The following is a 12591-nucleotide window of genomic DNA, read 5'->3' on the forward strand; positions in this document are numbered from 1 at the left end:
AGTCATCTGTGGGCTATTTTTATTTCAGCGTATTATTTTTTATGCATATACTGACATCAGTCTGTCAACGGCGGCTTTACCAGCATCGCCAAGACCAAGACTGAAATCATTTACATAGAGATCGATGTGCTGACGCATTACAGATTCGTCCATTTCCTGCGCATGAGCAGTTACATAGGAAGATAATGCGGGATAGTGTTTGTAAGAATATTGAAGGCTGTCGTGTATGAGCTGATCTACCTGTTGTTTGATATGATCAGGAACATCTTTACGGATAAAGATCCCTCCTAAAGGAATAGGGCTGCCAGTCGTGCTTTCCCAGTATTCGCCAAGATCAATGATCTTAACAAGACCTTTCTGCTGATAGGTGAACCTGTTCTCATGAATGATCACACCGGCATCTACTCTGCCATCTAACACTGCATTTTCAATATCAGAGAAGACGAGCACCTCTTTTTGTTTTGCTTCAGGAAATGCAATTGAGAAGAGTAAGTTAGCAGTTGTATTTTCTCCGGGAATAGCAATTTTACAGTCTTTGATCTTTTCCTGCGGGATATCTTTTTTAGCAATGAGCAATGGTCCGCAACCTCTGCCTAAAGCACTGCCGCTATTGAGTAACTCATATTGGTCTTTCACTTTCTGATATACGCCGAAGCTGAGTTTTGTAACAGCCAGTTTACCCTGCATCGCCCACTTGTTAAGTGTTTCAACGTCTTCAAGCTGCGTATTGAATGTGAGACCTTTCGTATCGATCTTGTTGTTCACCATCGCATCAAAAATGAATGTATCATTCGGGCATGGTGAGAATCCTAATGTTAGTTCCATCGTTCAAAATATTTAATCAATGTATCATTCAATTCTTTAATAGCGAGTTGGATCTTCCATTTGCTTTTATCTCTTACTTCTACATAATTGGAGATGCTCCGTAATTGCAGAAAAGGGATCTTTTCCTGGAGACAGGCATAATGGAAAGCGGCTCCTTCCATACTTTCAACACCCGGATCATACTTGTCGACCAATAACTGACGGGTACGTTCGCTACCGCTGACGGTATTGATGGTCACACCCGTGGCAGTTGGCAGCTCCGGAAGGTAGGGTATGTCTTTCAGCGGATTGATGAGCTGTTTATTAATGAAAGGCGGTTGGTCGGGCTGCCATAACTGTATGTCGAACAGGTCTTTATATGCCTGATCGTCTTCTACGCCGAGGTCGCCCAGCTGCTCTTTCTCGATGATCACCACCTTTCCCATTTCCCAGGAATGGTCAAAACAGCCTGCAATACCGGCCTGAATAGCAAAATCGGGGCGTGATAAGGCAAACTGCCTGCCCAGCTGGTAAGCGGTATGCATCATGCCGATGCCGCCGATCAGGGTGGTTACCTGGCAATTCTGGTAGTTCTTTCCGGCCAGATGGTCCATAAAAGGCTGGATTTCAAAGGGAGTAGCAGCGGTAACCAGTATTTTCATGGTGCAAAGGTAGGCGCTTTTGGTTTTCTATAAGGATAGGTTGTGGTTGAATTATTGTATTTTTGCGGAAAATATAGAGTTAATAATGATCTATTTAACGCGTGTGGAGAACTTCAATGCGGCGCATAAGTTATCCAATCCCGCTTGGAGTAAGGAAAAGAACGAGGAAGTGTTTGGTAAATGTGCTAACGAAAACTGGCACGGTCATAATTACGAATTACACGTAACCGTAAAGGGAACGCCGGATCCGGAAACCGGATTCGTATTTAATGCAAAGACACTCGGTGTACTTATCAAGGATTATGTAGTTGAGAAGCTGGACCATCGTAATCTGAATATGGATGTTGATTTTATGGTGGGTAAATTCACTTCTGCCGAAAATCTCGCTATAGGCATCTGGGACCAGTTAACACCTCATCTGCCTGCTGGCGTGGCATTACATTGCATTAAGCTGTATGAGACGCCTCGCATCTATGTTGAGTACTTTGGAGGTAAATAAGCGATTATATATCCCATACCTGGTACTTTCAGGAATTGTTGATTGTTAGACTAAGTTAATTATAGTAATGGCTTACAATAAGATAGAAATGTATGATGAAAAGATAACGAATGATCTTATTCATCATTACAAGAGCAGCATCGAGTTATTAGGGGAGGATACGGATAGAGAAGGATTACAGAAGACACCTGAGCGTGTGGCCAAGGCAATGCAATTCCTCACAGAGGGTTACCAGATGGATGCGAAAGCTATCCTGGAAGGCGCCAAGTTCACGGAGGCATACAGTGAGATGGTGATCGTGAAAGATATAGAGTTGTATTCTCTTTGCGAGCATCACATGTTACCGTTCTTTGGAAAGGCGCATATTGCTTATATCCCCAATGGATATATTACCGGTCTGAGCAAACTTGCCCGCGTAGTAGATGTGTATTCCAGGAGGTTACAGGTGCAGGAGCGTCTGACGCATCAGATCCTGGACGCTATTCAGGAAACGTTGCAGCCGTTAGGCGTAGGCGTGGTGATAGAAGCGCAGCATTTGTGTATGATGATGCGTGGTGTACAGAAGCAGAACTCAGTAACGACAACGTCTGCGTTTTCAGGTCAGTTTGAAGATGGCAGAACGAGGAATGAGTTTATGCGATTGATCACGAAGTAAGAGAGTTTAAGATAGAAATATAAACCGTCTGGTGAGAGCCAGACGGTTTTTTATTGGAAGAAAACGATGTCAGTTGATTCAAATTCGGATTGGCTTATGCCAGGAAAATACTCGTAAATTGTCAAATAAAAAGCATCTACGTAATACTCCTTTAAAGGATTATCAGGCCGTACAAGGAATGACGTATAGAATCCACCTTTAGTATGAATCTCGCCGCAATCAAATTTTTCAATTGGGGCATCGACTTCCTTAAACCACTTACTGAATGTAATATACCTGTGGCGACCGTATCTATCCGCGTTATTACAGACAAATATAAGTCCGGTATCAGGATTTTTTTGAAAGAATTCAAGAACTACATACTGGATAGTATTTTTAATTTTTTCATCGTATATCCTATTACGCACTGCACGAGGCTCGTGAGAAAATCCGAATGACGTCGTCTTGATATCTTTACCGTTATCATCTTTTAAATAGTGACAACCAAAGTATAAAGAATATGTTAAGCCGGAAACTGCCGTAAAATTGTGGCCATCTTCTGTGGGGGTGAGGCTATAAAGGTTTAACAATTTCAATGCCTTTAAGTGTGGATAGTGGTTGTCCGTTATGAATAGCCTCCATTATGCGGTTTTGATCTTCCTGCATTTTGACAAGGAGATTATAAGGCATTTTTGTTCCGGTAGAGGTGTACACTTTTTTGTCTTCCATAATTAACTTGTTTTTCATAATAAGCTTGTTTTTTAATAAATCGAAGCTAACAAAAACTATCTGGGAAATATTCAAACCTAGTGTGCCCTCAATGGTGATCTCTCATCTTACTTGTTATGTAAGTAATTGGTAATTAAATTATTGCATCGTACTTTGTATCGATGTTCATTTTATCCATTATGTATTTTACCGCAACATTTCAACCGCTGTATCATAAATCCGCTGGCAATACTCACTATCTTCAATAACAGCCGGTAAGATCAATGTATAACTCCATGTATTCCGCAATAATAATACAGATGAATAAGGATCAATTGCCTCTTCTACATCGTCCTCTATTTTAGTTGTGACCTCGACATTATATTCCAGCCTGTCAATTCTTCTGGCAAGTAATACAAAACATCCTTCACCGCGTTCGTTAGCGGCATAACCATTCTCCTGGTATTCATCATATGTTTTTTGATCTTTAGCCAGGAGGTATTCATATAATTCCTCTTCGGCAATTTCTACGTCCTCCACGATAAGCTGTGCATCGTGACGCTTTAGATGCTCAACAAATGCGGGGAAGAACTCCCTGAATTCCTTATTTGAGATAAGGGTGTAATCATTTCCTGTTACCATCGTAGTACTTATTTTGGATCCGGAATTACAACAAACAGTTGAGGCTTAAGTTATTTGAACAACCCCGGCAAGGTAGGCTTTTTTAGGCCGGATTTTGATATATCACGAAGAGTATGAATATTTGCAATCCAATTACCAAGATATATGCAGAATTATTAATGCATGTGTCAGGTAGAGTAAACCAAATCAGATGAAACACGCTTACGTTTTTCCAGGACAGGGTTCTCAGTTCCCGGGTATGGGCAAGAATCTGTACGATAGCAATCCTAAAGCAAAAGAGCTTTTCGAGAAAGCCAATGAGATATTGGGTTTCCGTATATCAGACATTCTGTTTTCCGGTACTGAAGAAGACCTGAAACAGACTAAGGTGACGCAACCGGCAGTATTCCTGCACAGCGTGATCGCTTTCCTATGTGCTGAACCTGCGGCAAAACCGGATATGGTAGCAGGGCATTCACTGGGTGAATTTTCAGCCCTGGTAGCCAATGGCACCCTGACATTCGAGGATGCATTACGTCTGGTATTTATACGTGCTACTGCCATGCAGAAGGCCTGTGAGCTGCAGCCATCCACAATGGCGGCGGTACTGGCGCTGGATGATGCAAAAGTAGAAGAGATCTGTGCGGCTGTTAGCGCTGAGACAGGAGAGGTAGTGGTACCTGCCAACTTCAACTGTCCCGGTCAGCTGGTGATTTCCGGTTCCATTAAGGGGATCGATGTAGCATGTGAAAGGATGAAGGCGGCTGGTGCAAAAAGAGCGCTGGTGTTGCCCGTAGGTGGTGCATTCCACTCTCCGTTAATGGCGCCTGCTAAAGAAGAGTTGAAAGCGGCTATTGAGACAACGACTTTCAGTACACCGTCCTGCCCGGTATATCAGAACGTGGTAGCTAAAGCGGTAAGCAATCCGGCCGAGATCAAACAAAACCTGATCGATCAGTTAACAGGTGCAGTACGCTGGACACAATCCGTACAGGCAATGGTAGCAGATGGTGCAACTACATTTACAGAAGTTGGTCCTGGTAAAGTATTACAGGGACTGATCGCGAAGATACAGAAGGATGCCGTGGTGAACGGGATCAGCTAAAGAAGTAATAATTAAGGATTGAAGGTGTTACACGATCGTTGTACAGCTTCAATCCTTAATTCCTGTTCTTTTAAAAGTCGATGCTGGCATTCCACCATTCAGGGTCGAAGGTGGCGTTTAGTTTCTTATAAAAGTTGATAGCTGGCTCATTCCATTCCAATACCTGCCAGTTCATACCTTTCAGTTTTTTTGCCCTTACTTCTTCGAATAATCTTTCAAACAACATGTGGCCTATACGTCTGCCTCTGAAGCTTTCTGTAACTACCAGATCTTCCAGGTATAGCCTGCACCCTTTCCAGGTGGAATAACGGATATAGTAAAGGGCAAAACCGATAATAGTTTCTTTTCCATCTTCTGTATGAGTGGCTGCAAATGCTTTCCAGACCGGATCCTTACCAAATCCGGCATCTTCAAATTCTGCAAGTGTTACGGTAACGGCTTCAGGTGCTTTCTCATATTCCGCCAGTTCCTGTATCAACTCCATTATTCTCGGACAATCTTCTTTTCGTACGTCCCTTATAGTAATTTTTTCCATGGTCCTTCAGGATTATTTCCCTGCTCCTGCTCGCAGGTGACATAATTTTTGGTATTTTGGTGAAGATAGTAACTAAAATTATATCCATGAAGGATATCCTGCTCAGCTATGCAGCTTATAACATTTGGGCTAACAATAGGATAACGGATGTATTGAAAAAGTTGCCGGATACACAGCTGGACCAGGAAACAGGCAGCAGCTTTGGAAGCTTACGTAAAACGGCGTACCATATGTGGGATGTGGAAAGCTTGTGGTACCAGCGTTTGCACCTGGTAGAACAGGCAGTTAAGCCTTCCACCGGTTTTGAAGGCACGTTCGCAGAAGCGTGCGCCCGCTGGCAGCAACAATCGCAGGCGCTGGCAGACTGGGTAAAACAGGTGCAGCCTGTCAGGCTACGGCACGTAGTGGCTTATTACGATACCCGGAAACAATATTGTAAATCAACCGTTATAGAGATACTGATGCAGGTATTTAATCATGCTACGTATCATCGCGGTCAGCTCGTAACTATGTTAAGGCAGGCCGGTATTACTAAAATTCCCGTTACTGATTACAGCGATTTCGCAAGAGGCAGGAAATAACAGCATCTTGGCAGCTGGTCAGCACAAGGCAGACAATCAATATTTCAATGAGCGCACAATCATTTTATGCTAATGTACCGCAACACCTGGTAGCAGTAGATTGTATTATTTTTGGTTTCGAAAACAGTAAACTGAAGCTGCTGATCATGCAGCGAAAGGTCGACCCGATGCAGGGCGAATGGTCTCTGATGGGTGGTTTTCTCCAGAAAGATGAGAGTGTGGACGAGGCAGCCGCACGGGTATTAAAACAAACCACAGGACTGGAAAATATATACATGGACCAGCTGTCCTGCTATGGGGATGTTGGCCGTGATTCAGGCGCCCGGGTAATTTCCATGGCTTATTATGCCCTGATCCGCATCAGGGAGCATGAACACAATCCCACTCAGCAATTCAGCGCACATTGGCTGGAATTGCACCAGATCCCCAACTTGATCTTTGACCACCGCCAGATGATAGCGGATGCACTAAAGAAATTACGGGAGAATGCTCATTTTCACCCCATTGGCTTTGAGCTGCTGCCCGAAAAGTTCACTCTTTCGCAATTACGCAGCCTTTATGAGGAAATATACCAGCACGAGCTGGACAAACGCAATTTCCGTAAGAAGATCCTGTCCATGAATGTGCTGGAAAAACTGGAAGAAAAGGATAAAACCACCTCAAAGAAAGGAGCGCACTTGTATCGTTTCGATAAACAGAAATATGAAGAATTAAAAAGGAGAGGACTAGTGTTTGAGATATAGCCGTATCTTGTAGAAGAAAGCCGGTAAATCATTACACTACATCTGTTTATTATTGTACATCTTCCGTAATAAGAACGTACTCATCTACCTCATGATAGTCCTTTCCGGGTACATTGCCCGGCCGGGAATGCTATATGGCCAGACAGCAACTGTCAGTCAATTGCAGGCTGCTGCCGCCAAAGCCACAGACAGCGCCCGATATGTGGACGTCATGAATCAGCTGGCAGGGTGGTTCCAGCACCGGCAGCTGGATAGTTGCTTCCTTTACCTCTGCAAAGCACGGGAAACCGCCCAAAGGCAAGGGTATACCAGGGGAGAGGCTGCCGCTTACCGCGGACTGGGAAGCTATTATGCCTATCGTGACAACAGCTACCTGTCTTTCCGCTTTTACATAGACGCCCTGAACCTGTACAGGGAGTTGGGTGATAGCGCCGGTATCTGCCAGACCAGTATGCACCTGGGGGTATATTACCAGTATGAAAAACAGTACCAGGAAGCTGGCGAATATATGAAGCGGGCCCTGGACCTGGGGCGGCGACTAAAAAACGATACCATTCTCATGGCGCTGCAGGCTAACTACTATTTTATGTATGTAAGCGATCTGCGTGCGGGACGCAGCAGTGACCTGGTAGATAAAAAAAGGGCCTACCGGGCACTGGACGCTGCACGGCATATGGCCACCAGAGCCGGTGATGAACGGCTGTTGCTTTACACTGGCATGCTGCAGGCGCAGGAGCTCATATATGGCAAAATTGCAACAGCAGAAGGCCTGACGAAACTCATTGGCCTCGTGGAAGACGCCGAAAGGAAAGGATATGTTTATCATGCTATGTACGGCTCATCGCACCTGGCTTATAACAAGGCGCACAGCCACCAGGCCGATTCCCTGATCTTCCAGCGACAAATGGTAAGGCTGGCTTTGAAGGGCGGTTACCGGGAACTGGCATTGCCGGTGGTATCAAAGCTATATGCCTGGTACGGTAGCCATAATCAGAGTGATTCTGCCCATATATATGGCACAATCATGCTGGATATTGTCGAAAAAGAAGAACAAAGCAAGACACAGGGAGAGCTGGATTATATCGATTATTACATGCAGGAAAAGAAACTGCGTGCCTTACAGTTGCAGCATGACTACCAGCAGCAACTGTTGGATAAGAAGGCCATGGAGAGCCGTAACAGATATGCTATTATCATCTTTCTGACCATAATGCTGGTGCTGACGGTATTGTTACTGACTGATGTAAACCGCTCTCACCGCCGTTCCCGCCTCAATGCCAGTCAACTGGGTGAGAAGAATCGCGAGATCAGCGAAAAGAACGCGTTACTGCGTACAAATGATGACTTTAAAAATAAACTTATCTCCCTTATTGCACACGACTTCCGCGTTCCGCTTAATCACATCATTGATATTACAGACCTGCTGAAAGACCAGTCCCTGGGATATGAAGAGGCGACAACCCTTTTCCGGAAGCTGGAAACAAAGTCCCAGCATACCCTGCATATTTTTGACAGCATCCTGCGCTGGATCAGATCACAGTTAAGCGGCTTTGTTTACATGCCAGTTGTTTGCACACCGGCTACTATGGTCCGGGAGGCATTAGAGATCCTGAGGGATAACTGTACTGAGAAACAGTTAACGATACACCTGGATATTCCTGATGGATTGAAACTGCTGGCCGACAGAGAGATGTTGCAGTTTGTACATAGGAACCTCCTGCATAACGCCGTGAAATTTAGTCCGCCGGAAGGAACATTACATATTTCAGCTATTGTAGAAGAAGGCCAGGCCACCATTTCCATCAGCGACGAAGGAAAAGGGGTAGACCCTGAAACGCTTCTTTATTTATTCGAATACCGCAGCAGAGAAAAGGACCGTGGCAGAACAAACGGTGGAGCGGGGCTGGCGCTCATCATTTGTAAAGACTTTATGGATAAGATGGGGGGCACTATCCAGGCAGTGAATAATCCTGTGAATGGAAGCACGTTCTCTTACACCTTACCACTCGCAAAAGAAGCATGATCAAAAGAAGATGGATACATATTATACTCTTCCTGGTTGCAGGCCTGCTGGCCGGCAAGAAGCTCCGTGCGCAGGATAATGTGATCCGTCAGCTGCGCACCAGCCTGTTGCAGCAACAGGATAGTGCCGGCTACACCAATGTATTGAACCAGCTGGGAATGCAGTACCACCTGAGTAATACGGACAGTTGCTTCTGGTATGGAGTGAAAGCAAGGGATATTGCTTCCAGGCATGGTGATAAAAAAGGGCTAGCTGGCGCCCTGAATAACCTGAGTATTTTTTATGCACTGAAGGCCAATACAGAACAGGCTATCGAGTACAGCTTCAAGGCCTTGTTACTATACCGGGAACTGGGTGACCAGCCTAATATTTGCCAGGTCCTCATGAACCTCAGTGTGTTCCATCTTTACAATGGCATGAAACCGGAAGCAAATCAGTATTTGTACCAGGCCATGGAACTGGGAAAAACATTGACGCAGGATTCTATTTATAGTCTGGTACTGATCAATTATGCCATTCGTTTTGAGGGTGACAGTACCCGTAAGGATTCGGTGAGATGGGCATTGGAAAGATCAAACGACATCATCCGTAAATATCCCGGCAGTCGGGAAGCCTATTACATACAGGCATTAGAAGCCGACGAGTGGATGAAGGAGGGCGAAGGCGCCAGGGCAGTGCAGAAGATCAACGAACTGGCAGATAAGGCGTTGAAGGAGGGTTTGGTTGTAGTGGCCATAGATATGCTGGAACATATTGACATATATAAGCAGAACGGTTATCCGGCCAACGCTGTACCAGCTAAAGAAAAGGCATTTGCGATAGGCAACCGGGCGGGTTATCTGAACATGATGCTACCTACGGTTGCCAGTCTATACCGTCACTATGCTTCCGGCAGCAATGAAGCAAAGAAAGCTTATTACGGCGGAGCCCTGTGGGAACTGGTGAGAAAGCAGCTGGAATTGAAATCCAGCAACCATATGAACTACCTGGATTATTTCATGAAAGAGCAGGAGCTGAATGAATGGGAGTTGAGTAATAAGGTGCAGGAGCAGAAGATCAATAAAGCCAATATGAAGCGCAAGAGCCGCCAGCAACTGATTGGGTTTATGGTGGGAGTACTGTTGCTGATGGCGGGTTTCACGTATGCCCGTTATCGGTCTTATAAGCAGTTACGCAAGCAGGAAAGCCTGTTGCGGGAAATGAACGATGCCATCTCTGAAAAGAATCAGCAGCTGAATATACATGATGACTTCAAGAACAAACTTATAGCTATTCTGGCGCGCGATTTCCGGGAGCCATTGAATAATATTATCCGCGTATCTGTTATGTTCAGAAATAAGGATATGGACCAGGTTTCTATGCAGCAGATCATTGATGAGGCGGTGATCTCTTCCCGGAAGACGCTGATCATTTTTGATAATATCCTGCGCTGGATCAAGGCCCAGCTGTCCGGGTTTGTGTATAGTCCGGCGCCCTGTGATCTGTCCTTGCTTTTTGAAGATGCCATGCATCATATTGATCACCGGCAGATAATGCTGGATATACCTCCCGGTCTTTACCTGGCGGGCGATCAGGAAATGTTATTGTTCATTAATCGCAGTTTGTTGCATTGTGCAGTAAAGCTTTCAGCCGGTAATGAGCGGATACAGGTAAGGGCTATAGAGGACGACCTGGTGAAGGTGGAAATCATTCTTACGGTAAGATCGTTTACGCAGCAAATGGCAGCTCACTTATTTGAATACAGAAGGGGAGATGATATGTCGGTAACGCTGGTGATCTGTAAGGACTTTATGGACAAAATGGGAGGACATATCAGTGCAGAAGTAGAGGGAGTGCAACTGAGGCTGGGGTATAGTTTGCCTTCATTCAACTGATATAGGGGAATTAAGGACCGGAACGGAGTTTAGTTCGTCCGGATCCCTAATTCCTGACTATAAATTATTTCGGATCGTAGGCCCACTTCAGATAGCTGGCGCCCCAGGTAAATCCGCCGCCAAAGGCAGCCAGTACCAGGTTGTCACCTTTCTTCAGTTGCTTTTCGTAATCCCACAGGCAGAGTGGCAACGTACCGGCGGTAGTGTTACCATATCGCTGAATGTTCATCATTACTTTATCTTCCGGCAAACCCATACGGGCAGCGGTAGCATCGATGATACGCTTATTTGCCTGGTGAGGTACCAGCCAGGAGATATCATCGGCGGTCAGGTGGTTACGCTGCATGATGTCGTGTGCGGCATCAGCCATGTTGGCTACTGCGTATTTGAACACCATTTTACCTTCCTGGTATACGTAATGTTCCCTGTTGGTCACACTTTCAATGCTGGCAGGCTGTGCTGACCCGCCGGCTTTCATGTGCAGGTACTCACGACCATGACCATCGCTTTTCAGGATGCTGTCAATTACGCCCAGACCTTCTGTGTTAGGTTCCAGCAACACTCCTGCGCCGCCATCACCGAAGATGATACAGGTAGTACGGTCAGTATAGTCAATGATAGAGCTCATTTTATCAGCTCCGATCACCATTACTTTCTTATAGCGTCCGCTTTCGATGAAACGCGCACCTGTATCCAGTGCATACAGGAAGCCGGAACAGGCAGCACTGATATCAAAGCCAAAGGCGTTTTTAGCACCTATTTTATCAGTTACAATGTTGGCAGTAGCCGGGAACACCATGTCTGGCGTAACCGTGGCCACGATCAGCAGGTCGATCTCTTCCGGGCTGATCCCTCTTTTACGGCATATTTCCTGGGCTACCGGTACACATAACTCAGAAGTTCCTTTACGTTCTCCCTTCAGTATTCTTCTTTCTGTAATCCCCGTACGGGTAACGATCCATTCGTCTGTTGTATCTACCAGTGTTTCCAGTTCCTTGTTAGTGAGCACGTAGTCAGGTACATAACCACCTACCGCTGTAATAGCGGCCGTTATTTTGTTCATATTAATAAAATAGATGTTTTAAACGAGGCGTAAAAATACATAAGAATTTGTAAATGTAAGTATAAGGTTACTTACTGCCCCGTTCTTGCTAAATTTTTACTAGGTTTGCCAAACATTAGAAACCTTTATCTTCCTGTATGATTGCTTACCTCAACGGAAAACTGTCCTATAAATCCCCGGCTATGGTGCATATTGATGTTCAAGGGGTTGGATACGAAGTGCAGATCAGTCTTAATACCTATTCCCGCATACAGGGATTGGAAAGCTGCAAATTGCTGGCTTACCTGCATATCAAGGAGGATGCACATACGCTTTATGGCTTTTTTGACGAAGCGGAACGTCAGATGTTCCTGTTATTGATAGGCGTCTCAGGAATAGGGGCCAATACCGCCCGGATGATGTTATCTTCCCTGCAACCTGAAGATATTCAACGGGCTATCGCTATGGAGAATGAAAAAATGCTCGAAAGTATAAAAGGGATCGGGGCTAAAACGGCAAAACGGGTAATTCTGGAATTAAAAGACAAGATCAGTAAACAGAAAGATACCGGTCACCAAATATCTGTAACACCAAACAATACAATTCAGGAAGATGCGTTAAATGCATTAGTCACATTAGGAATAGCCAGAAACGTGGCCGAACAGGCTATTAATAAAGTGCTAAAAGCTGAACCACTATTGCAAGACCTCGAGGCGCTCATTAAAAAGTCGCTGAAAGGTCTATAAATATTTATTACCCT

15 protein-coding genes are annotated in these 12591 nt (G+C 45.0%); 8 read left to right on the plus strand and 7 right to left on the minus strand.

The features are described from left to right. Positions 1 to 39 precede the first annotated feature (39 nt). Entirely contained in the window at positions 40 to 825 is a 786-nt protein-coding gene (locus C7475_RS25135) for a 1,4-dihydroxy-6-naphthoate synthase (protein WP_110056176.1), read from the minus strand. Continuing rightward, on the minus strand, positions 816 to 1466 hold the full coding sequence (mqnB, locus tag C7475_RS25140; protein WP_110056177.1) for a futalosine hydrolase: 651 nt from the start codon (positions 1464 to 1466) through the stop codon (positions 816 to 818). The genes C7475_RS25135 and mqnB overlap by 10 nt, the downstream gene beginning before the upstream one ends. Before the next feature lie 85 nt (positions 1467 to 1551). Here mqnB and C7475_RS25145 point away from each other — a divergent pair, with 85 nt between their 5' ends. Further along, a complete protein-coding gene (locus C7475_RS25145) occupies positions 1552 to 1965 on the plus strand; it encodes a 6-carboxytetrahydropterin synthase (RefSeq protein WP_110056178.1) in 414 nt (137 codons plus the stop codon). A 67-nt stretch (positions 1966 to 2032) separates the two neighbouring features. Beyond that, positions 2033 to 2620 carry a GTP cyclohydrolase I FolE gene (gene folE, locus C7475_RS25150; RefSeq protein WP_110056179.1) on the plus strand — a complete coding sequence of 196 codons (588 nt, stop codon included), beginning with the start codon at positions 2033 to 2035 and terminating at the stop codon, positions 2618 to 2620. A 50-nt stretch (positions 2621 to 2670) separates the two neighbouring features. On the opposite strand, the gene C7475_RS25155 is transcribed toward folE, so the two are convergent. The 3 genes from C7475_RS25155 to C7475_RS25165 all read right to left on the minus strand — a co-directional run bounded on the left by C7475_RS25155 (position 2671) and on the right by C7475_RS25165 (position 3949). Next, entirely contained in the window at positions 2671 to 3189 is a 519-nt protein-coding gene (locus tag C7475_RS25155) for a DUF6169 family protein (protein WP_110056180.1), read from the minus strand. Further along, the gene (locus C7475_RS33055) at positions 3173 to 3346 is read right to left on the minus strand and encodes a hypothetical protein (RefSeq protein WP_158286614.1); all 174 of its coding nucleotides are present in this window, start codon (positions 3344 to 3346) and stop codon (positions 3173 to 3175) included. The genes C7475_RS25155 and C7475_RS33055 overlap by 17 nt, the downstream gene beginning before the upstream one ends. Positions 3347 to 3514: 168 nt before the next feature. Next, a complete protein-coding gene (locus C7475_RS25165) occupies positions 3515 to 3949 on the minus strand; it encodes a hypothetical protein (protein WP_110056182.1) in 435 nt (144 codons plus the stop codon). Positions 3950 to 4139: 190 nt separating this feature from the next. Here C7475_RS25165 and fabD point away from each other — a divergent pair, with 190 nt between their 5' ends. Next, entirely contained in the window at positions 4140 to 5033 is an 894-nt protein-coding gene (gene fabD / locus C7475_RS25170; RefSeq protein WP_110056183.1) for an ACP S-malonyltransferase, read from the plus strand. A 70-nt stretch (positions 5034 to 5103) separates the two neighbouring features. Here the strand turns inward: fabD and C7475_RS25175 are convergent, their stop codons facing one another. Beyond that, positions 5104 to 5568: a GNAT family N-acetyltransferase gene (locus C7475_RS25175; RefSeq protein WP_110056184.1), complete on the minus strand. Its 465-nt coding sequence runs from the start codon at positions 5566 to 5568 to the stop codon at positions 5104 to 5106. 86 nt (positions 5569 to 5654) lie between these two features. On the opposite strand from C7475_RS25175, the gene C7475_RS25180 reads away from it, so the two are divergent. The 4 genes from C7475_RS25180 to C7475_RS25195 all read left to right on the plus strand — a co-directional run bounded on the left by C7475_RS25180 (position 5655) and on the right by C7475_RS25195 (position 10789). Continuing rightward, positions 5655 to 6149, plus strand: a complete 495-nt coding sequence (locus tag C7475_RS25180; protein ID WP_110056185.1) for a DinB family protein — start codon at positions 5655 to 5657, stop codon at positions 6147 to 6149. A gap of 47 nt (positions 6150 to 6196) precedes the next feature. Beyond that, the gene (locus C7475_RS25185) at positions 6197 to 6892 is read left to right on the plus strand and encodes an NUDIX domain-containing protein (protein WP_110056186.1); all 696 of its coding nucleotides are present in this window, start codon (positions 6197 to 6199) and stop codon (positions 6890 to 6892) included. Positions 6893 to 6983: 91 nt separating this feature from the next. Beyond that, positions 6984 to 8915: a tetratricopeptide repeat-containing sensor histidine kinase gene (locus C7475_RS25190; protein WP_146217646.1), complete on the plus strand. Its 1932-nt coding sequence runs from the start codon at positions 6984 to 6986 to the stop codon at positions 8913 to 8915. Continuing rightward, positions 8912 to 10789, plus strand: coding sequence for a tetratricopeptide repeat-containing sensor histidine kinase (locus tag C7475_RS25195; RefSeq protein WP_110056188.1), 1878 nt, complete (start codon positions 8912 to 8914; stop codon positions 10787 to 10789). Before C7475_RS25190 ends, C7475_RS25195 begins: the two co-directional genes overlap by 4 nt. 64 nt (positions 10790 to 10853) lie before the next feature. Here the strand turns inward: C7475_RS25195 and C7475_RS25200 are convergent, their stop codons facing one another. Next, positions 10854 to 11852: a beta-ketoacyl-ACP synthase III gene (locus C7475_RS25200; RefSeq protein ID WP_110056189.1), complete on the minus strand. Its 999-nt coding sequence runs from the start codon at positions 11850 to 11852 to the stop codon at positions 10854 to 10856. A 137-nt stretch (positions 11853 to 11989) separates the two neighbouring features. Between C7475_RS25200 and ruvA the strand changes: the two genes are divergently transcribed. Then, on the plus strand, positions 11990 to 12577 hold the full coding sequence (gene ruvA, locus C7475_RS25205) for a Holliday junction branch migration protein RuvA (RefSeq protein WP_110056190.1): 588 nt from the start codon (positions 11990 to 11992) through the stop codon (positions 12575 to 12577). The last annotated feature ends 14 nt before the right edge of the window (positions 12578 to 12591 follow it).

It is taken from the genome of Chitinophaga sp. S165 (assembly GCF_003182155.1).
Lineage (GTDB): Bacteria > Bacteroidota > Bacteroidia > Chitinophagales > Chitinophagaceae > Chitinophaga.